The 17,606-nt window shown below is 69.2% G+C and carries 20 protein-coding genes and 19 tRNA genes; 29 read left to right on the top strand and 10 right to left on the bottom strand.

What is annotated here, in order from left to right; genetic code table 11:
* Nucleotides 1-10: 10 nt before the first annotated feature.
* The 19 genes from ACQVFL_RS02425 to ACQVFL_RS02335 all read left to right on the top strand — a co-directional run bounded on the left by ACQVFL_RS02425 (nt 11) and on the right by ACQVFL_RS02335 (nt 4,448).
* Nucleotides 11-100: transfer RNA gene (locus ACQVFL_RS02425), tRNA-Ser, on the top strand.
* Nucleotide 101: 1 nt separating this feature from the next.
* Nucleotides 102-176 (top strand) — tRNA-Ile (locus ACQVFL_RS02420).
* A gap of 15 nt (nt 177-191) precedes the next feature.
* Nucleotides 192-264 (top strand) — tRNA-Arg (locus ACQVFL_RS02415).
* A gap of 164 nt (nt 265-428) precedes the next feature.
* A tRNA-Pro gene (locus ACQVFL_RS02410) sits at nt 429-500 on the top strand.
* A 5-nt stretch (nt 501-505) separates the two neighbouring features.
* Nucleotides 506-579, top strand: a tRNA-Pro gene (locus tag ACQVFL_RS02405).
* 5 nt (nt 580-584) lie between these two features.
* Nucleotides 585-672, top strand: a tRNA-OTHER gene (locus ACQVFL_RS02400).
* 1 nt (nt 673) lies between these two features.
* Nucleotides 674-749, top strand: a tRNA-Lys gene (locus tag ACQVFL_RS02395).
* Between the two features lie 4 nt (nt 750-753).
* A tRNA-Arg gene (locus ACQVFL_RS02390) sits at nt 754-827 on the top strand.
* Nucleotides 828-832: 5 nt separating this feature from the next.
* Nucleotides 833-906: transfer RNA gene (locus ACQVFL_RS02385), tRNA-Lys, on the top strand.
* 2 nt (nt 907-908) lie between these two features.
* Nucleotides 909-987 (top strand) — tRNA-Met (locus tag ACQVFL_RS02380).
* Nucleotide 988: 1 nt separating this feature from the next.
* Nucleotides 989-1,063: transfer RNA gene (locus ACQVFL_RS02375), tRNA-Val, on the top strand.
* Nucleotide 1,064: 1 nt separating this feature from the next.
* A tRNA-Glu gene (locus ACQVFL_RS02370) sits at nt 1,065-1,137 on the top strand.
* A 5-nt stretch (nt 1,138-1,142) separates the two neighbouring features.
* Nucleotides 1,143-1,232 (top strand) — tRNA-Asn (locus ACQVFL_RS02365).
* 1 nt (nt 1,233) lies between these two features.
* Nucleotides 1,234-1,305 (top strand) — tRNA-Val (locus tag ACQVFL_RS02360).
* Between the two features lie 20 nt (nt 1,306-1,325).
* A tRNA-His gene (locus tag ACQVFL_RS02355) sits at nt 1,326-1,397 on the top strand.
* A gap of 4 nt (nt 1,398-1,401) precedes the next feature.
* Nucleotides 1,402-1,488: transfer RNA gene (locus tag ACQVFL_RS02350), tRNA-Tyr, on the top strand.
* Between the two features lies 1 nt (nt 1,489).
* Nucleotides 1,490-1,562: transfer RNA gene (locus ACQVFL_RS02345), tRNA-Arg, on the top strand.
* A 6-nt stretch (nt 1,563-1,568) separates the two neighbouring features.
* Nucleotides 1,569-1,642: transfer RNA gene (locus tag ACQVFL_RS02340), tRNA-Cys, on the top strand.
* Nucleotides 1,643-1,847: 205 nt separating this feature from the next.
* Complete coding sequence (locus ACQVFL_RS02335; protein ID WP_431728510.1) at nt 1,848-4,448, top strand: MXAN_6230/SCO0854 family RING domain-containing protein; 2,601 nt, start codon at nt 1,848-1,850, stop codon at nt 4,446-4,448.
* Nucleotides 4,449-4,928: 480 nt separating this feature from the next.
* Here ACQVFL_RS02335 and ACQVFL_RS02330 read toward each other — a convergent pair whose 3' ends face one another.
* A complete protein-coding gene (locus ACQVFL_RS02330; protein WP_431728509.1) occupies nt 4,929-5,174 on the bottom strand; it encodes a hypothetical protein in 246 nt (81 codons plus the stop codon).
* Between the two features lie 149 nt (nt 5,175-5,323).
* Here ACQVFL_RS02330 and ACQVFL_RS02325 point away from each other — a divergent pair, with 149 nt between their 5' ends.
* The 10 genes from ACQVFL_RS02325 to ACQVFL_RS02280 all read left to right on the top strand — a co-directional run bounded on the left by ACQVFL_RS02325 (nt 5,324) and on the right by ACQVFL_RS02280 (nt 10,714).
* Complete coding sequence (locus tag ACQVFL_RS02325) at nt 5,324-5,497, top strand: hypothetical protein (protein ID WP_431728508.1); 174 nt, start codon at nt 5,324-5,326, stop codon at nt 5,495-5,497.
* A complete protein-coding gene (locus tag ACQVFL_RS02320; protein ID WP_431728507.1) occupies nt 5,497-5,838 on the top strand; it encodes a hypothetical protein in 342 nt (113 codons plus the stop codon). Before ACQVFL_RS02325 ends, ACQVFL_RS02320 begins: the two co-directional genes overlap by 1 nt.
* Before the next feature lie 38 nt (nt 5,839-5,876).
* Nucleotides 5,877-6,962, top strand: coding sequence for a DUF6884 domain-containing protein (locus tag ACQVFL_RS02315; protein ID WP_431728506.1), 1,086 nt, complete (start codon nt 5,877-5,879; stop codon nt 6,960-6,962).
* Nucleotides 6,963-6,973: 11 nt separating this feature from the next.
* Entirely contained in the window at nt 6,974-7,357 is a 384-nt protein-coding gene (locus ACQVFL_RS02310; protein WP_431728505.1) for a hypothetical protein, read from the top strand.
* Nucleotides 7,354-7,869, top strand: coding sequence for an AAA family ATPase (locus ACQVFL_RS02305; protein WP_431728504.1), 516 nt, complete (start codon nt 7,354-7,356; stop codon nt 7,867-7,869). Before ACQVFL_RS02310 ends, ACQVFL_RS02305 begins: the two co-directional genes overlap by 4 nt.
* Nucleotides 7,869-8,276, top strand: a complete 408-nt coding sequence (locus tag ACQVFL_RS02300) for a DUF6283 family protein (RefSeq protein WP_431728503.1) — start codon at nt 7,869-7,871, stop codon at nt 8,274-8,276. The genes ACQVFL_RS02305 and ACQVFL_RS02300 overlap by 1 nt, the downstream gene beginning before the upstream one ends.
* Nucleotides 8,273-8,689, top strand: a complete 417-nt coding sequence (locus ACQVFL_RS02295) for a hypothetical protein (protein ID WP_431728502.1) — start codon at nt 8,273-8,275, stop codon at nt 8,687-8,689. Before ACQVFL_RS02300 ends, ACQVFL_RS02295 begins: the two co-directional genes overlap by 4 nt.
* Nucleotides 8,686-9,051 (top strand): hypothetical protein, encoded by a 366-nt coding sequence (locus ACQVFL_RS02290; RefSeq protein ID WP_431728501.1) that lies wholly within the window; start codon nt 8,686-8,688, stop codon nt 9,049-9,051. Before ACQVFL_RS02295 ends, ACQVFL_RS02290 begins: the two co-directional genes overlap by 4 nt.
* A gap of 67 nt (nt 9,052-9,118) precedes the next feature.
* A complete protein-coding gene (locus tag ACQVFL_RS02285; protein ID WP_431728500.1) occupies nt 9,119-9,529 on the top strand; it encodes a winged helix-turn-helix domain-containing protein in 411 nt (136 codons plus the stop codon).
* A 243-nt stretch (nt 9,530-9,772) separates the two neighbouring features.
* Nucleotides 9,773-10,714, top strand: a complete 942-nt coding sequence (locus ACQVFL_RS02280; protein WP_431728499.1) for a hypothetical protein — start codon at nt 9,773-9,775, stop codon at nt 10,712-10,714.
* Nucleotides 10,715-10,773: 59 nt separating this feature from the next.
* Here ACQVFL_RS02280 and ACQVFL_RS02275 read toward each other — a convergent pair.
* From ACQVFL_RS02275 to ACQVFL_RS02235, 9 genes are all read right to left on the bottom strand, one after another.
* Nucleotides 10,774-10,846: transfer RNA gene (locus ACQVFL_RS02275), tRNA-Arg, on the bottom strand.
* Between the two features lie 348 nt (nt 10,847-11,194).
* Nucleotides 11,195-12,178: an FAD-dependent oxidoreductase gene (locus ACQVFL_RS02270; RefSeq protein ID WP_431729763.1), complete on the bottom strand. Its 984-nt coding sequence runs from the start codon at nt 12,176-12,178 to the stop codon at nt 11,195-11,197.
* Nucleotides 12,159-12,824 carry a hypothetical protein gene (locus ACQVFL_RS02265; RefSeq protein WP_431728498.1) on the bottom strand — a complete coding sequence of 222 codons (666 nt, stop codon included), beginning with the start codon at nt 12,822-12,824 and terminating at the stop codon, nt 12,159-12,161. Before ACQVFL_RS02265 ends, ACQVFL_RS02270 begins: the two co-directional genes overlap by 20 nt.
* Nucleotides 12,821-14,017, bottom strand: a complete 1,197-nt coding sequence (locus ACQVFL_RS02260) for an NUDIX domain-containing protein (protein ID WP_431728497.1) — start codon at nt 14,015-14,017, stop codon at nt 12,821-12,823. The genes ACQVFL_RS02265 and ACQVFL_RS02260 overlap by 4 nt, the downstream gene beginning before the upstream one ends.
* Before the next feature lie 135 nt (nt 14,018-14,152).
* Nucleotides 14,153-14,596 carry a SitI3 family protein gene (locus ACQVFL_RS02255; RefSeq protein ID WP_431728496.1) on the bottom strand — a complete coding sequence of 148 codons (444 nt, stop codon included), beginning with the start codon at nt 14,594-14,596 and terminating at the stop codon, nt 14,153-14,155.
* 15 nt (nt 14,597-14,611) lie between these two features.
* On the bottom strand, nt 14,612-15,010 hold the full coding sequence (locus tag ACQVFL_RS02250; RefSeq protein ID WP_431728495.1) for a hypothetical protein: 399 nt from the start codon (nt 15,008-15,010) through the stop codon (nt 14,612-14,614).
* 191 nt (nt 15,011-15,201) lie between these two features.
* Nucleotides 15,202-15,729 carry a DUF6244 family protein gene (locus tag ACQVFL_RS02245; RefSeq protein ID WP_431728494.1) on the bottom strand — a complete coding sequence of 176 codons (528 nt, stop codon included), beginning with the start codon at nt 15,727-15,729 and terminating at the stop codon, nt 15,202-15,204.
* A gap of 279 nt (nt 15,730-16,008) precedes the next feature.
* Complete coding sequence (locus tag ACQVFL_RS02240; RefSeq protein WP_431728493.1) at nt 16,009-16,704, bottom strand: RibD family protein; 696 nt, start codon at nt 16,702-16,704, stop codon at nt 16,009-16,011.
* Nucleotides 16,697-17,602, bottom strand: coding sequence for a hypothetical protein (locus ACQVFL_RS02235; protein WP_431728492.1), 906 nt, complete (start codon nt 17,600-17,602; stop codon nt 16,697-16,699). Before ACQVFL_RS02235 ends, ACQVFL_RS02240 begins: the two co-directional genes overlap by 8 nt.
* Nucleotides 17,603-17,606: the final 4 nt, after the last annotated feature.

The raw sequence follows: 17,606 nt of genomic DNA, 5'->3' as shown, positions 1-17,606 counted from the left end.
CGACCACCGTGAAGGGTTGGCCGAGTCTGGTCGATGGCGCCGCGTTGCTAGCGCGGAGCGGGTCCGCCCGCCGGGAGTTCGAATCTCTCACCCTTCGCCAAGCCGTCGTAGCTCAGCCCGGTTAGAGCACCGCCCTGATAAGGCGGGGGCCGCTGGTTCAAATCCAGCCGTCGGCACGCAAGAGCAGTCTTGCCCCTGTAGCTCAGTGGATAGAGCGCGACGCTACGAACGTCGAAGTCGCAGGTTCGATTCCTGTCGGGGGCTCGTTCGGAAGACGCCCGTCGTGGGTAGCCGGTGGCTCCGGTGAGAGGCGACGGGAAACGCGGGCCGGGAGCGTAGCTCCTCATGTGAGACGACCTTTGCCCGCCGTCCGGCAGTCGTTGGGGTGGTAGCCGCCACCCGCCGGCTGCCGGGCGTCGGTCGGACATCGGGACGTGGCGCAGGGGTAGCGCACCGGTTCGGGGAACCGGAGGCCGGGAGTTCGAGACTCCCCGTCCCGACTCAACGGGTACTAGCTCAATTTGGTGGAGCGCTGCCTTCGGGAGGCAGAGGATGGGCGTTCGAATCGCCCGTACCCGACGCATGGAGGGTAGTGCGGAACAGGTCCGCAACCGGTCTCGAAAACCGGCACCGGGTGAGAGCCCGAGGGTTCAACTCCTTTACCTTCCGCCACGCGCCGCTAGCTCATGGGGTAGAGCTGCCGACTCTTAATCGGTAAGTGCAGGGTTCGAGTCCCTGGCGGCGTACCAACTTCCCCCGGTAGCTCAGCGGATAGAGCGCTGGTTTCCTAAACCGGGTCGTCGCAGGTTCGAGTCCTGCCCGGGGGACGCGCGGGCCGCTAGCTCAATGGCGTAGAGCTGCCGACTTTTAATCGGTAGGTTCGGGGTTCGAGTCCCCGGCGGCCCACTTGCGGGATGGCGCAGTCATGGAAGCGCGCTGGGCTCATAACCCAGAGGTTCCCGGGTTCGACTCCCGGTCCCGCCACCAAGCTCGGTTAGCTCAGCAGCAGAGCGCCGCCGTGACATGGCGGAGGTGGGAGGGGCGGTACCTCCACCGAGCACCATGGAGCCGTCGACTAACTGGCAGGTCCCCGGGCTTTCAATCCGGTGTGTGCGGGTTCAAATCCCGTCGGCTCCACTCATTCCGACGTAAACCGTAATTGGTATCGGGGCGGACTGTTAATCCGTTCAGGTGGAAGCCTGGTGCTGGTTCGAGTCCAGCCGTCGGAGCCAAGCCCGTGTAGCTCAGTGGCAGAGCACCGGTCCCACACACCGGGTTGCCCTGGTTCGAGTCCAGGCATGGGCACTGGCCTTCGGGCCGAAGATGTGGCTGTAGCTCAGTGGTAGAGCGCCCGGATGTGGCCCGGGAGGTCGCGGGTTCGAGGCCCGCCAGTCACCCCGAGGGAGTGCGCCACCGATGGTGAGGTGGGCCCGGCTGTAACCCGGGTGCGTTCGCGCTCAGGGAGTTCGAACCTCTCCGCTCCCACCATGCCCCCGTAGCGCAGGGGATAGCGCGCGGCGTTCCGGACGCTGAGGTCGCAGGTTCGAATCCTGCCGGGGGCGCGTCAAGGTCGGGTGCCCGAGTGGTTAGGGAGCGGTCTGCAACACCGCGTACGCCGGTTCGATCCCGGTCCCGGCCTCCAACCTGTGTGCCATCCGCTGTGGAGACACGAGCAAGCGGATTGGTCGCACGATCTACGATCGAGCTGCTATGGTGAGACCTGCGGGGCCGGCTCCCGGGTGTGCTTCCTTCTAACCCTTTCAAATGGCTGAGAACTAGCGCATCCAATCACCGGCCCCGCACGCATGTCCGCACCCGCCCACACCCCGGAAGCAGAGGTGATCGTCGTGGCGTCCACTACCCGCACCGAGACCGTACGGGCCCGGCCCGCGACCCTCGTCCGGGTCCTGCTGCGCCGCCGTGGCGTCGTCTACCCCGGCCCCGGTGCCGACCGGTTCAACCCCGACGCCCACGCTGGCGTGACCGTCCTCGAAGCCGACCTCGCTGACCGGGGCTGGCTGCTCTCCCCCGCTCTCCGTGACGCCCTGCTGCGGCTCGACACCGCCGACCTCGTCGGCGTCGGCACCCGGCTCCTGGCCGACTGTGACGAGCTGGTCGGTGCCGCCCGCACCTACCAGCCGCTGTTCCGGCGCTTCCCCGACGACGTCCCCGCGAACACCCTGGGCCTCTACATCGGCCGAATCCTGGCGCGGCTGTTCCAGGTGCCGGAGCAGCCGTGTGTGCTGTGCTCGACCGTGGGCACGGTGCAGCCGGTCAACCCGTGCGCCCACCTCGTGTGCACGTCGTGTTTCGACCCGGCGGTGTTCTCCGGCTGCCCGATCTGTCACCGGCACATCGACCCCGCCGACCCGTACCTGGCGGTCCGGGACGAGGCGGTGCCGCAGCAGCGGCGGCCGGTGGATGCGCCCGGCCCGACGCGGCTGCGGGTGCTGCACCTCGGCGGGCCGCTGCGTGACGACGTGCGCGCCGAGCTGCTGGGGCTGCTGGCCCGCCCGTCGGCGCTGTCGCCGGCCGACAACGACGACCTGGCGCTGCTGCTCGCCGCCGAGGACCGTGGCGACGTGTCGTGGCTGCCGGAGACGGTGCCGGGGCGGGAGACGAAGGCACGCCTGCTGGCGTGGCTGCTCACCGCCCCCATCGACCTGGCCGCCGTCGAGGCGCACGTGATGGCGCTGGTCGGTACGGCCACTGATGTGCTGCGGCTGTTGGTGGCGCTGTCCGGCGGTGAGTCGCTGATCGGCCGTCCGCGTCTCGCGCCGGTGTCCCGGCCCGTGCGGCGTGCCCTGCTGGCCGCCCTGGACCGCATCGGGCCGGTGCAGTTGGTGGAGGACATGCGCCGTCACCGGCGGGCGTGGATCGCTGTCGGGGAGCGGCTGCACCCGGGCGAGTACGCCCACCGGTGGCCGTCGGTCGCGGTCGCGTTCGCGGCGCTGCGCGGCACCAGCCTGGATCGGCACCCGGCAGGCGAGACCATCACCGCGCTGGTCGACGGGCGACCGCGAGGGTTGTGGATCGAGGGTGGCCGGTTGCGTGTCGACACCCACGGCCGGTACGTCGAGGAGTCCTTGGCCAGCGGCGATACGGGTCTGCTGCTGACGCGGCTCGTCAACCGGCCCGGGGAGATGCTGCGCCGCGCCGACCACCTGCTGCGTACCGCGCCCGTGCCCCACCTCGCCGACCAGGCGGTCGACGCGTTGGGCTTCGCTGCCCGCAAGGCCGCTCCGGCGGTGGTCCTGTCGGCCCTCGGCGCGATCCGTACCCGCAGCGAGCAGCGGTTCTCGCGGGTGTTCTGGCCCGCCGGTCGCAGCGGGCGAGCCCACGTCATCCCGGACAACCGGGCACCGCTGCCCGGCCGCGTCGTCCAGGGTGTCGAGGCGGCGTTGACGGGTGCCCTGATCGAGCGGGCCGCCGCGTTGCCCGCCGTCGACCGGGCGGTGGTGGACACCGCACTGGACGGTGTGGTCGCGCCGTTCGCGGAGCGGACCGCGTCCCGGTCGCTGGTGACCCTGGCGCGCGGTTCGGTGCTGCCGATCCCGCAGGGGCAGGTGCTGCGGCTGTTCACGCACTGGATGGAGACACCCGAGCAGCGCGTCGACCTGGACCTGTCGGTCGCCATCTACGACGAGCGGCGGGGGCGCATCGGACAGTGCGACTACACCAACCTGCGCTGGATGGACGGTGCCGTGCACTCGGGTGACTGGACGTCCGCCCCGGCGCCGCACGGCTCGGCCGAGTTCGTCGACCTCGACATGGAGGCGATGCGCCGGCAGGGTGCCCGCTGGGCGGTCATGTCGCTGTTCAGCTTCAACAACGTGCGGTTCACGGACATGGCGGAGGCGTTCGCCGGTTTCATGCTCCGCGACAGCCTCGGCAAGCGTAGGGACGTGTTCGAGGCCCGTGCCGTCGAGCAGCGGTTCGACCTGACCGGGCCGGGCACGGTCACGATCCCGCTGGTCGTGGACCTGGAGCAGCGGACAATGCGGTGGCTCGACGTGGAGGCCCACGTCACCGGCACCTACCACTCGGTGGCGCGGCACGGCGACCGGATCGCCGAGATCGTCGGGGCGTTGGATGCGTCGTTCGCGGCCGGTGGCCGGGTCACCCTGGGCGAGTTGGGCCGGTGGATCGCCGCCGCCCGCGCCCGTGAGGTGATCGTGCGCGGCCCGGACGGTATGGGGCTGTTCCGGCGGGGCGAGCAGGAGTCGGTGGCGGCGTTCGCGGAGCGGCTGCGGGGCGGCAGCGGGGCGGAGCAGGCGTCGCCGGAGGACGCGGCGACCGCCGAGTTGCAGCTCTTGCTGCGGGGGGATCTGCCGGTGCCGGATGGCGCGGAGGTGTTCGCGCTGCACCCGGCGGGGCTGGACGCGGGTCGGGTGCGGCTGCTGGCCGCCTCGGACGTGCCGGCGATGCTGGCCGCGCCTGCCGTGTAGCGCAAGGCTCGACGGAGCCCCCTGGCCTGCGGGTCGGGGGCTCCGTCGTGTTCGTGCAGGAGCTAGTCAGCCTGAGGATCCAGACCCGGGCTCTGGCTTACTCGTAAGCCTTGCTCTGGTCTTCGAGGTTGCCGCCAACCTAAGGGCGACAACAGGAAAGGACGAGTCGGCAGCCACCGAACTCGTCCTTTTGGTCGAGTCGGCTGCAACCGAACTCGTCCTTTTGGTCCTGCTGCTAGTTCTCGTCTTGAGCTGCGACCGCCACTGACGAGCTAGCTGAATGCGCGGGGAGGAATCCCTAAGGATGACCTCCCGCCCTTCTGCTCCACCTCGCTAGAGGAAGAAGCTTCCACGGAGCTTACACGACCGAACACGGTGAGTGCACCACCATGCGGACCTGTCCCCGCGCCGGTTCGGCCGGTGGGGGCGCGCCGGATCGGCATGGCCGCCGCCCATCCACACCATGGATGCGACTCGCCGTCACGTCTCCTGGGTCGTGTGCTCGGCGCGTTCTGCCGCCTTGCGACGTAGGAACTCGGCGGTCTGCTCGGGCCAGTCGAAGCGGACCTCGCTACGGTCCGAGGCGACGGCGGCGGGCACGATGAGGCTGGTTTCGCGGGCGCGCTGCGCCACCTCGGCGGGCAGCGGGGATGTGTCGGTGTGCGCGGCGAACAGGGCGCGGTCGGTGTTGGTGAGGGCGGCCCACCAGGCGTCGAGGTTGATCACGGTTCCACGGTATCCAGCGGATCGCCGTGTCGAACGGACACCCGGGCTGGCCTGCGGGTTCTCCGTCTGGGCGGGTTCGGCCGATTCACTACCAAGCCCCGCCCTGATGCTCTATCTTGATAGTAGAAGCAACCATCAAGGGGGAGAACATGGCGCGCAGTAGGGGCGTGATCCTGCGCAGCCGGGGCGCCGGTCTGCATCGCTGGCGCGACGAGGCCACCGGAGACGGCGGGAAGCGTCACCTCCGCAAGCGTGCCAAGCGGCGCGAGAAGCGGCAGTGGCGGCGCGAGAACGGGCTGGCCTCCGGACGGGGCGCCGCCTGATGGCCGCCACAACCGCCGCCCCAACCGGACTTGCCCTGAACCTCAGCGAGTCCAGGCACGAGGCGGCCGTGATGGCCCGGCCACTACTCGCACACAAGGATGCGCTTGCTCGTCGCCGGGAGGGATACGCGGCCAAGTTCGCCGCAGAGACCGTCAGCGCCGAGCCGCCGAGGTACGTCGCACCGACCGACGCCGCGTTCGCCGCCACGTTTGCCCACTGCGTGGGGGTGCCGGCCACTGGCGAGTACCCGGCGATCCGGGAGGCGTTCGAGCGCCTGTTCGCTGTGGGCGGCGAGACGGTCGAGCTGCCGCCGGCCGCCACCCTGCGACGGCCGGGGTGAGCCGCCGCCGTCGGCAGGGCCGCGACCGGACAGCGGAAATGGATCAGCTCTACGCCGAGCTGCCCGAGATCGACTGCAAGGGCCTGTGCCACGAGTCGTGCAACGCCATCGCCATGACCCCGTTGGAGCGCGAGCGGATCCAGCAGCGGGGCATCGACATCAGCCCGTTGCACATGCCCTGCCCGGCGTTGACGCCGGCGGCTGCTGGCCCGCGCTGCCGCGATCGGTGGCCGTCCGTGACCGCCTACGACGGCATCACGTACGTCATCCCGTGCGGCGGCCGGAAGCTCGGCCAGCCAGCAGCGGCCCGAGACCTCTACACCGGCAGCATGTTCCGCCACACCCTCGACAACGCCAAGCGCTCCGCCCGCCTCGACACGGAGGCGACCGGCCGCCCGGCCCGGGTGCTGATCCTGTCCGCGCTGCACGGCCTGGTCGAGCTGGACACCGTCCTCGCCCCCTACGACCTGCGGATGGACTCCCCCGGCTCGGTCACCGCGGCTCGTCTCGCCGAGCAGGCGACCGCCCTCGGTATCGAGTGGGGTGCCGAGGTGTACGCCCTGCTGCCCCGCCCGTACCTGGCCCGTCTGGACGACGCGCTGCGCAGCCTCAACGTGTGGGTGCAGGACGTCTACGAGGCATGCGCGGGCATCGGGCAGCAGAAGCGCACCAACGCGCACATCGGCCGAGGCCCGGTGCCAGTGTTCGTAGAACCGGAGGGGCCGGGGCCGACCGTCGAGGGCGAGCAGGCACGCCGCACGGCCGTCCACGACCGAGTCCTCCACCGCCGCGCCTGGGAGATCGACGCCGCCCAAGGCGACGACCCCCGCTGGACGCCGCAGCCGTGGGACGGTGCCCGGATCGCCGCCGGCCCCGGCAGTGGCCGCCAAGGGTTCATCATCCGCCGCTGCACGGACGGCTGCGAGCAGGTCGACGGGCAGCCCCGCTGGGAGCTGTTGCTGGCCGGTGGCGGACCCATCTGGACGTGCCTGACCCGGCAGCACCTACGGCCCGCACCGACCGTCCGCCGTGAAGGGTTCGGCCGCGCCGCCTGCGACTACGACTGCCGGTGCTGCGTCCGCCGCCGCCAACCGACCACCGCCGGCACGCCGGCCAGCCGCTGAGGAGCCCCGCCATGTTCGACGGACCGACCGAGGACGACTTCACTCGCTGGAACGAGCACAACGCCCACGCCGCCGACTACGACCCCCGCGAGGACGAGGACGGCCCCGACCTCATCGGGCCGCTAACCGCCGAGGAGTGGTGCGCCTTCCGGTTGCGCAACGACGGCGATCTGTTGCAGTGCTGCGGCGTGACCTCGGCCTTCCGCGACGCTCTGTTCAACCTGCTGCGGATGGGTGGCGAGCGGCACGACGCCGCCTGGATCCTGCGGGACGAGTGGCAGGCCATGGAGGAGCACGGAATGCCGCAGGGCACGGAGGTGACACCGCTGCTCGACAAGCTCCGCGCCTTCTACATCGACCAGCCGGAGCAGGCGACGACTGGGGGTGCGTCGTGATCGTGCCCGAGCTGGTGGTCACCCGAGGGCTCCCAGCGAGCGGTAAATCGACGTGGGCAGCCCGGTGGGTGGCCGCAGCCTCAGCCGACCGGGCGTGCGTCGACCGGGACTCGGTGCGGGTGATGATGCACGGCCGCTGGATCGGCACCCCCGAGCAGGAGCAGCAGACCAGCATCGTGTGCCACGGCGCCGTCCTGGGGCTGCTCCGCGCCGGGATCTCGGTCGTGGCAGGTGACACCAACCTGGACGAGGCACCCGACGGGCACCTGACCGCGCTGTGGGACATCGCCGACCGGACCCGCTCGTCGTTCCGGGTCGTGGACTTCACCGCCGTGCCGCTGGAGGTGTGCATCGAGCGGGACGCGGCGCGTACCGGTCCCGACCGGGTCGGCGCGGACAAGATCCGCGACATGTGGGAGCAGCACCTGCAAGGACGTCCGTCGCCGCTGCCGCTGCCGCCGCTCGTACGCGGCATCGTCGAGGTACCCGCCGAGCTGCTGACGCTGGGCTGATGCTCAGACCCGCCAGCCACCCGTGCGGCACCTGCCCGTACCGGCTGGACGTGCCGTCCGGGGTGTGGGCGTCCGAGGAGTACGCCAAGCTGCCGCTCTACGACCGCCCCACCTGGGACCAGCCGACCGGAGTGTTCGCCTGCCACCAGCAGGACGGGCGGGTGTGCGCGGGCTGGGCCGGCTGCCACGACACGGCCGAGCTTCTCGCCTTGCGCCTGGCCGCCAACTTCGGCGTCCTGGACCCCGACGAGCTGGACGCCACCATCGACTACGTGTCGCCGGTGCCCCTGCATCCGACCGGGCAGGCCGCAGCCGATCACGGCATGGCCGACGTTGACAGTCCAGGGCCGCGCGCACGCCGCGCCATCGACCGCCTGCTAGCCAAGACCGAACGGAGATCAGCATGACCGACGCTGCAACCAACCTCGGCGGACCGGCCGGGACCGCCCCGGACGCCGCCCTCGCCGCGCTCCCGCCGGAGGAGACGGCCGAGATAGCTCGACTGCGCGCCGAACTGGCCCAGTGCCAGTACGTCGAGATCCCGGACCACCGCGGACTACGGCCCGGCGCCCGCGTCTACCACTCCGGCCACCAGTGGCCGGGCGCGGCACTCGACGGCAGCGGCGTGGTGGCCGCCGTCTTCGAGCGTCCGGGCTCGTCGTGGTCGCGCACCTACAACGCCCCGGACGTGGAGATCATTGTGCTGTGGGATCGACCGGCGTTCGGTTCGTCTTCGCGGCTGTCGACGTCGGCCAGCTACCGCATCTACCTCGCCGCTGTCCAGCAGGTCACCGACGCCGGATCGGACACCACGCGATGACCTTCGGCTACCTGCTCGGCCTGGTGACCATTCCGGCGCTGATCGGCGGCGGCTGGCTGCTCTGGCAGCTTCTGCGCCTACTCAACCGTGCCGGTGACGCGTTGGCGAAGCGCCTGCCGGTGGGTCGCGCCGATGAGCGGGCCGGGTTCGCCGCGTTCGCCGCTTCGACCCGCCGCGCCCACGTCTTCGTGTTCGGTGGCGTCGGCATCGCCGTGTTCGCCGGCTACGACGGCAGCAACGCCCGGAAGGTGTACGACGCCGTGTACGGGGTGCTCGCGCAGCCCGCCAGGGTCGGCCGCCGGTGGCGCGCCCGCACACATGACGATCCGGGTGCCGCCGCCAACCCCGAGCGCATCCCATAACGTCCTCAAAATTGGGCTAGCTGGCTACCCTGGTCGTCTCGCATGACGCTGGCCCTAGCGTGCGGGCGTGGTCTTCCCGCAGCAGCCCGCCGTCGGCTACGTCGAGGTGGCCGACTTGCTGCGGGAGCGGATCGCGTCCGGGCAGCTCAGGCCAGGTGCCCGCCTGCCTTCCGAGCGGGACCTGGCGCAGACCTTCGGGGTGGCTCTCAAAACGGCCCGCGCCGCGTTGGGGCTACTACGCCAGGAGGGCTTGGCCACGGCGATACGCGGCTACGGGATCGTGGTGCGTGAGCAGGTAGAGCCGGAACGCATCGTCCTCTCGCCGGGTGACGAGCTGACGGCCCGGCAGCCGACTCCGGCGGAGCGGGACCGCTATGCCATGCCGGAGGGTGTGCCGCTGCTCGTGGTCATCCACCCGGAGGGCCCGCCGAGCGAATACCCCGCTCACCGGTTCCGCTTGGCCGTTCCGGCAGCCTGAGTCGCGTACTGTCTATCTCCTCAGTCAACCCTTACCGTCTGGTCGGTCCAGCCGTCCGCGCCGATCGGTGGAACTTCTGCGGTCTGCAAGTTGCAGCGGGCGCGATTTGCGGCGCGGATGGTTGCGGAGCTGCAAGCTTCGCTCCACAGTGATCTCTTAAGAACCCTTTGCGACATCGCGCGTTAACACTCGCACACCCCAGCTTGGACGGGTCCCGTCCGCCGGACCCGCAGGGGAGGGACGATGCACCCACGCCACCAGATCGACGGGCCCACCGCCGAAATCACCCCTCAGCAACGCCGACACCCACGGGATCGGCCCCGCGACAGCCACACCGGCGTTCCCGACCACCGATACACCGCCCTCACCTGCGCCATCGGTGGCCTCGCCGCCGTCGACTGGGTCGTCCGCTTCGCCCACGCATCCGCGTTCTCCACGCCCGCCAGCCTCGGCACCTACGTAGACGATCACGCATCCGTCGGGCGTGTACTCGTCACCGCGGCCGTCGCCCTGATCGGCGTCTGGGCCGTGTGGACCGGCATCGCCCAGGCCCGCCTCCGTGGCCAGGCACGTCCCGCACCAGGCCGCCGCCGGGCCCGATCCCGCAACCAGGCCGAGGGCCGCTACGGCACATACCCGCCGAGCCGGCCCGCCCCGGGCCAGCGCACTTGGAACGCCCGCCCGCCGACACCGGCGCGGCGCGTCACCGCCGGCAACCCGGATATGGCCGAGCTGGACGAGCACATCGCCGCAGGGACCGCCCGACTCACCGAAGTGCGCCAGCCTCCGCGCCGCTTCACCGCCGCCGCTGTCGCCGCTGTTGCCGCCGCCAAGGCCGCGTGGGTGGGGTTCGGGGTTCACGCCTCGTTCGTCCTCGGCGGCGGCGCTACCGCTGGCCTGGTCGTATTCGCCGTTATCGCCATCATCGCCACCATGTGCGGACTTACCGTTGCCGCGCTGTGGCTGTCGTGGTGGCACGCCGCCCGGCAGAGTGCCGTCCGCGACCAGCTCGCCGCCGACCGGTACGACCGGGCGATGGCCGAGATCAGCCAGTTCCGGGCGGAGATCCTGCACGAAGGTGACGTGCTCGCGGAAGCGGCATTGGATCGGGCTCAGCGGCTTCTCGACACGCCCGGGAAGGCCAATGTGACGGAGTTCCCGGGACGGGGTTCGCGGGGTCGGTGACCCCACGGTGACCCCACGCCCCAAAAACGCCTAGATCAAACAGGCGCGTTTTGCCTGCGTGCCCCCGGCAGGATTCGAACCTGCGACACACGGTTTAGGAAACCGATGCTCTATCCCCTGAGCTACGAGGGCCGGACGTATCAACGCCGCTCGGCGGCGGCTGTCAGCGTACCGCAGGAAGCTCCCGGGGTGATCAGCGCTGGCACCGCCACCAGCGGATCACACACCGACCGCACGTCGCCGGGCCTGGCCGGGCCGGCCGTCACCGGCGGCCACGGTCGCGCGACGCCGTTCACCTGCGGTCACCGACTGCGGAGCACACATCGCGCACATCACCAAAGATCATCTACCGGTTGGTGGTCTGCCGCTCGCGGCTGATCTTCGCGGGCAGTCGTGCCATCGGGCTCGCCGCTGGAGGCATGCCCACATCTCGGTTGCGACCTGATCGTGGCCGGCTGGGAGGCGCCGAACATCTGTTCGTCAGCCATCCGCATGTCGGCCTCTTCGCGGGCGCACCGCTCGTGCCGCCGCCTCTGAAGCGCAGCCCCAGGACAGCGTGAGTCCTGCCCCGCCGTGGCCGTAGTTGTGGATCACACGGATGCCGTCGAGTCGTTCCTGCTCGACACGGACGCACGGCCGTGTGGGGCGCAGACCGACCCGGTGGGCGATGACCCGGGCGTCCCGAAGACGTGGCTCGATCTCGGCACAGCGGGTGATGATCGCCGCAGCGGTGTCCGGATCGGGTTCTCTGCTCCACTCGCCCGGCAGCGCGGTCCCGCCGACGACGACTGTCTCGCAGTGGGGGTAGAAGTGCGTCAGGTCCGGTGAGAGCCCCGTGTCCTCGGAGAAGAACTCGGTGATGCCGGGGTTCTCCACCACGACGAGCTGCCCGCGTATCGGAATCAGCTCAGGATCGGGTACGAGGTGCCGAGCGCCCAGGCCGGCGCAGTTGATGACAACAGGAGCGACACCAGCGGCCTGGTCGAAGGCGTCGATACGCCGAATCTCGACCACGCCGTCAGCCGCCTCGAATCGCTGTCGCAGGTAGCCGAGATAGACCGGCATGTCGACCAGCGGCGCGATGTATCGCCACCCGGAGACGAAGCCGTCCGGAAGCTCGCCCGCCCCGCACACCCGGAACCCGTCGAGCTGGTCGCCCCACTCCGGCGGATCGACCCACTCGCGAGACGCCTCGACACCGGCGACGAGCCGCACCCCCGTCGACGGGTCCACGGCCAGATCCCGCAAGACATCGAGAGTCTCAGCGCTCCACGCCCGCACCCGGTCGACCGGTTCCACGAGGTACGGACCCCACATCGCCCCGGCCGCGTACGAGGTGGTCCGCTCGGGCGGGTCCGCCGCCCACACCTCGACCCGCATACCGGCCTCGACAAGGCAGACCGCAGTCGTCAGCCCGGACACGCCAGCACCGACTACAAGAGCGTCAAGATCGTCGCGGCTCACGACCCTGACCATAGGACTCATCCTTGCTTGACGCCCTGCCAAGGGCTTCGACAGTCGCCCGACAGTTCTGGTCGACTGGAGCGGACGGGCTCAATCGGTGTGCTGGTAGGTCTGGCCAGTCTGACTCGGCATCCATCTCCTCAGAGAATGCGTGTAGGTAACGCAGGTATCGTGGCGTCACGGCCTGAGCCAACTCGATGCGTGGTAGGGCGACATCGAGTGCCGCGCCGGTGCTGAGTTCTACCGCCACGCATGGCTGGGAGTCCTGAAGCGCTCGGACAGCCTCGGCGAGAAGCGCTCGGACGGGTGCGAGTTTGTCCCGTTGCTGTTTGGCGTGCGCGCGGGCAGAGGCGTAGACGGTCTTCGGCCCTCGATCAACGAGAAGTACGTGAGGTTGCTGTGGGTCACGTCCCCGGAGGTCGTCGACCCGGCGGGCCATAGCGGTCATGAGTGCCTCGGCAACGTCCAGTCCACCGCTGCTCGTTACCCACCCGCCGAACTGTTCGGGTGCGGTGATGGCATCGAGGTACCGCCAGAGCGGCTCAGCGGTGTACGCCGACGTGCCTCCGCGAGTAATTGCGTCGCGGAGGCGCCGGATGAGCGTCGTCTTACCACTGCCGTCGATCCCGTCAACGAAGAGGATCATGGCAGCATGGAGCCGTCTTCAACGAGCCGTAGTGCAGCCGTGAGAGCGCTCGGTACACGCCCGGCGAGTCGTTCTGCCTGCTCGATTCCGCCGGCGCCAGCACGGCGGTAGGCGTCGTAGTCGTACAGCAGCATGCTGAGTTGATCGTCAGGCCAGTCACGCAGGGCTTCCGCCACGTCGGGAAGCCGTAGGGACGCGTACGGATCCCGGTGCGTGACGATCAGTCGGGCGGCGCTGGAGAGCGCGGACAGAACTCGGCGCGCGGTGTCTCTGCGTCCGATGGTGGTGTCGCGGTTCGAGGCGAGACGGGCGAGTGTGAAGTCACGGAGCGCGGCGATGTCGTTGGCAAGGTCAACGGCTTCTGCGGTGACGGTGGGGGCGGGGGCGACACCTGCGATCACTGCGGTGTCGAGCCCGACTCGGCGTAGCACCGTTCGCATCTTCATGTCGTACAGGTCGCCGAGGCGGCGGGCGTCGCGTCCGTGGGCGTCGGCGAGGTGTAGCGACGTTCGTGGGCCGTAGCGGCGCGAGGCCTTGGCGATGGCCTGATCGAGCTTGGCCGCCGCTGGTGATGTCGCGGGCACGTTCCAGGCGACGAAGTCGACGTCGCTCCAACCGTCGACGAAGTCACCGCGTGCGGCGGATCCGCACAGTCCCAGCCCGGCTTCCGGATGTTCGGTGAGGGCGGCCTGAGCGTCTGCCCCCACCTGGGAGACCAGTTCGCTGAGATCCTGGCTGAACGGCGAGGGCTTGGTGGCGCGCCACGCGATGACGGCGAGGGCACGATCCAGTAGTTGTTGGAACTGGGCGTGACTGGCGGCCTGGCGGGCGGCGGCGGCATCGAGCCAGCGGGCTTCGACGAAGCCCTCGTCCTGGGCCGGGGTGATGGCGGTGGTCGTAGCCGTGAAGAGGAACCAGTCGACGGTCTTCGCCGCAGGTACGCCGTCGTTGTCGGTGAAGGTGTACGCCTCCTGCCCGAGGTAGGCGCTGTAGTGCGTGTCGCTCAGGCCGGCTTCCTCAGCCACTTCCCGCCGGGCTGCCCGAAGTGGTGCCTCACCTGGTTCAAGGCGACCCTTCGGAGCAACGGTCTGTCGCTCGCCGGTCCTACGGACCTGATCGAGCAACAGGAAGTCCGGCTTCCGCAGATCGCCGGCGGTGACGACGGCACCAGCAGAGGCGTATTGACGGTTCATGGCTGGGTGCCTCCCGCAGTCTCCGAAGAAGGATTCGGTGCCCCCGTCCGGGGTCGTCGACCATGACAAGTTGCCCGTCATCGGACTCATCTCGAAATCGGGTCTGAGGTGCCGCTCGAGCGTGGTCTTGAGCGTTCAGATGCCGGTGATGCCGTAGTTGTCCCACCACGCGCGGCGGTGTGTGCGGAGAGTTCCGGCGAGTCGAGTCAACAGGAGCGAGTTGCCGTTCAGTACCAACGCGGCGTCCTCGGGTTGGCTGGCGAGCACGCGGGCTACGGCCGTGACCATGTGTGGTGTCGCGGTGCGCAGGGCGTCGTCCTTGGGCATGTGGAAGACGATGTTGACGTAGGTGTCGGGTTCCCACTCCCACTGGGAGCCGTCTTCGTCTTCGGCGTCGAAGTAGCCGTTGCTGCCTCCGTAGATGCTGAGGCTGTACCCGGACGTGTCCGCCAAGTCCGCGCTCAGCAGGCGGGGATAGCCGGGTCGGAGCGACTCCTCGACGCCTTCTGGGGCGGCGAGTTCGGCCACCTGTTCCAGCGGGATGGCGCCTGCCAGTGTCAGTCGGTACTCGATAGCCACGTGCTGCCTGCCTTCTCAGTCTCGCCGGACGAGTTGAATGATCTCACCACTGCGGGTCACCGCCGTGAGTTCCTTGAGCTGGTGAATCGGCCAGTCGTCGAACTGCTTCTGCAGTGCGCCGAGGTCACCGCGCCAGTCCCGTAGGTGCAGCACCACACGTTGGGTCTGCTGGCTGGATACCTTTCCCGACACCTCCGTCCAAACCCCACGCACCGCCTTGCCTGGGGTCGGTGAGTAGCAGTCGAAGACGAGCCCCTCGATCAGGTAGTCCGGTTCCTTGTCCGGCTTCCCGGCATCGCCGGTGCTCTCCCGCGCCTCGGCGATCTCCCGCCTCGTCGGGTTCTGGTGAACCCGGTAGCCCTGGCCGGCGACCGTGTCGGCGCAACCGTTCTCCAACTCCAGCGATCGCCGCACTTCTGCGTCCTCCCGGGGTGGGATCCGAGTTCGGGGGCCAGTCGGTGATCCGCCGAGGACACCCGTTGGTTGACGGGTCCACGGGGCGCCATGCTCATTGGAAGTGCCGCCGCCACGAGCGGGAAACTGAGGGCTCAAGGCACGTGTGGCGGAAAGGATCGGGCTGGCCAGTACGTCACCGCCAGCCCGGGTCAGTTTCCCGAGGACCCGAGCTGGCGCGCTTCGGCGATCGCCGCTTGCACATACTGCCGGGCGGTGCCGGTGCGCTGGACCACAATCACCAGGACCTGCTTGATGCTCTCCAACGCCTGCAGCAACGGCCCTGGCTGCCCACCCTGCAAGACCATGTTGACGAGTTGCTGTGCCTCGCCGACCTGCCTAATGACCCCGGCCGCCGCATCACGGGCACTGTCCGTCGCCGCCTCTACGGGTGTCAGCCCGGAGATCGTCTCCTGCGGGGTGGCTTGCTGCGGAACGGCTGCAGTGGCCTTCGTCGTCTCACCGATCGAACCGGCCAAGACTCCCAGGCCACCCTGGATCGCCGTGACTGCGCCACGCACCCGGGTCAAGCCAGCCGCCACCGCAGCGAATCCGGATCCCACAGCACGCAACGACACCTCCTGCACCTGCCTGTCGGCCGCGGCCGCCAGCCCCTGCGCACGCTCGACGCCCGCCACAAGCGCACGCAGCTCACCGGTGATCTTGTCGACGTGCGACATCTGAGCCGCCTTTCAGTTGAGGACAGCCAAAGGTGCTCGGTCACTGAAACTACCGCTCTCATCGCGGCCGCCACGGGTCTCGATCGCAGGCCCCAGCCCCTAACTGTCGCGGGGTTGGGAGATTGAGCCTCGGGGAACATCAGGACTTGGTCTGACGCCGCGTCTGCGCAGGGAGCGTTGTCGGCTTTTCGCGCATCGCCTCAAGGTCGGCCGGCCACGCAACCAACGACACTCGGTCAGCCGACTCAACGGAGGCGAGTCCGAATCGAGAGATAGCGTTCAGTCAATCGGGGCGAAGCGGTCGGAAAGGGCGTAGCGCTGGAACAGAACGTCCCCGACCTGTCGTACCTCGGCAAGGCGCGCCCGGCTCGTTGATGTCCATGAGAATGCCCCCGGGTTCACGAACCGGGGAGCGTCGGCCTCGCCGACGAAAAAGGGCGCCACGACAAGGTGCAACTCGTCGGCAAGATCCGCCGTCAGCAGTGCGGTGTGTACGCTGCTGCCACCCTCGACCAGGAGCCGACCGATGCCGCGCCCGGCGAGGTCGGCCAGTACGCGCGGGAATGAGAGCGGTTCACCGCCGTCGACGACCGTCGCCACCGACCCGAGGTTCTCCCGTTGCTTATCAATCGCGCTCGTCTCGCAGTACACGATCTTCTCGACGTTGCCGGTGGTGAAGAACGCCGCGGTGGGATCGAGGTCACCTCCACGGCTCACCGTGACCTTGACCGGCGTGACCGAGAGTCCGGCGGCAGTCCGGGCTTCGCGGCGGGCTTCGGACCGCACCATCAGCCTGGGGTTGTCTCGGCGGATGGTGTTGGCTCCGACGAGGATCGCGTCGCAGGCGGCCCGCACCGCATCGACCCGGTCGAGGTCCTGCTCGTTGGAGAGGATGAGTCGCGTCGGGCCGGCCGTGTCGATGTAGCCATCGAGGGACATGGCGCACTTGAGCAGGACGTACGGTCTGTCACTCACGGATGTCACTCCTACGGTCGGTGGTGATGATCCGCTCGATGAGTTCCATGAACTCGTCAGCGATGGCGCATGAGTCCAGCGAGTCGAACAGGTCCTGCGTGATCCACTCGCGCAATCGTAGATTGGTCCGCATTCGGTTGAGCGCGCTGCGGGCCGCTCCGCCCGTGGCGCCGCAAGGGATGATCTTCTTGTCCATGGAGATGGCAAGGTCGATCTCGTCCAGCGTGCCCTGGCCGCCACCGAACACGAGGACGTAGTCGGCGTTACGGACGACGTTCGGATGGCCGAAGACGCCGACGGCCGCACCGAGGCTGGGTGGCCGGTAGTGATTGGCGATGTAGGTCATGATCTCGATGCCGACGCCTCGCGGTCCATGGTCGACGTCGAAGTGGTGATTCATAAGCCACCGACTCACGGCGATGATGCAGCCGTCGATCGCCTTGTCGTCCGCGTCTGGCGATCGGCTCCCGCAGATCGAGATGCGTGGTGGTTGTTCGGATCGGGTGGGTCGGAACCACCCGGATGTCACTGCGGCTTTGTCGCCAACCGGGGCCTCGCGCTGCTTCGGTGCGGTGAACGCTGAGATGGCCACATCGGCCGGAGCGAGGCCAAGCATCACGCGGGATTCGTCGGGCATCAGGAGCCCATCGGCGACGCGGGCCAGCACGTCGATGTCAGTGACGCGCGGGCCACGGGTTCCTCGGATGAAGTTCGATACGTCGGACCGGTCGTGGCTGGTCAGGAGCGCGAGTTGGGTCTGCGTACAGTCCGGGTGTACTTCGAGGTAGATCTTGAAGAGGGTCCCGATCTCGCGACGGGCCAGTGCGAGCCGCACGTCATCGCGCCGCCAGAACGGGAGCGATACGCCGGTGACATCGAACGTCTTGCGCCGAGCCACCCCG

The sequence above is a fragment of the Verrucosispora sp. TAA-831 genome (assembly GCF_050780145.1).
Taxonomy (GTDB): domain Bacteria; phylum Actinomycetota; class Actinomycetes; order Mycobacteriales; family Micromonosporaceae; genus Micromonospora.
Note: the sequence above shows the minus strand (reverse complement) of the source record. Positions and strands in the feature narration are given on the sequence as shown.

Bases quoted from the DNA above. Each gene is read 5' to 3' on its own strand.
- ACQVFL_RS02325 (WP_431728508.1), top strand. From the start codon at position 5,324: ATGGCGCGCAGTAGGGGCGTGATCCTGCGCAGCCGGGGCGCCGGTCTG.
- ACQVFL_RS02320 (WP_431728507.1), top strand. From the start codon at position 5,497: ATGGCCGCCACAACCGCCGCCCCAACCGGACTTGCCCTGAACCTCAGC.
- ACQVFL_RS02315 (WP_431728506.1), top strand. From the start codon at position 5,877: ATGGATCAGCTCTACGCCGAGCTGCCCGAGATCGACTGCAAGGGCCTG.
- ACQVFL_RS02310 (WP_431728505.1), top strand. From the start codon at position 6,974: ATGTTCGACGGACCGACCGAGGACGACTTCACTCGCTGGAACGAGCAC.
- ACQVFL_RS02300 (WP_431728503.1), top strand. From the start codon at position 7,869: ATGCTCAGACCCGCCAGCCACCCGTGCGGCACCTGCCCGTACCGGCTG.
- ACQVFL_RS02295 (WP_431728502.1), top strand. From the start codon at position 8,273: ATGACCGACGCTGCAACCAACCTCGGCGGACCGGCCGGGACCGCCCCG.
- ACQVFL_RS02290 (WP_431728501.1), top strand. From the start codon at position 8,686: ATGACCTTCGGCTACCTGCTCGGCCTGGTGACCATTCCGGCGCTGATC.
- ACQVFL_RS02280 (WP_431728499.1), top strand. From the start codon at position 9,773: ATGCACCCACGCCACCAGATCGACGGGCCCACCGCCGAAATCACCCCT.
- ACQVFL_RS02265 (WP_431728498.1), bottom strand. From the start codon at position 12,824: ATGATCCTCTTCGTTGACGGGATCGACGGCAGTGGTAAGACGACGCTC.
- ACQVFL_RS02260 (WP_431728497.1), bottom strand. From the start codon at position 14,017: ATGAACCGTCAATACGCCTCTGCTGGTGCCGTCGTCACCGCCGGCGAT.
- ACQVFL_RS02245 (WP_431728494.1), bottom strand. From the start codon at position 15,729: ATGTCGCACGTCGACAAGATCACCGGTGAGCTGCGTGCGCTTGTGGCG.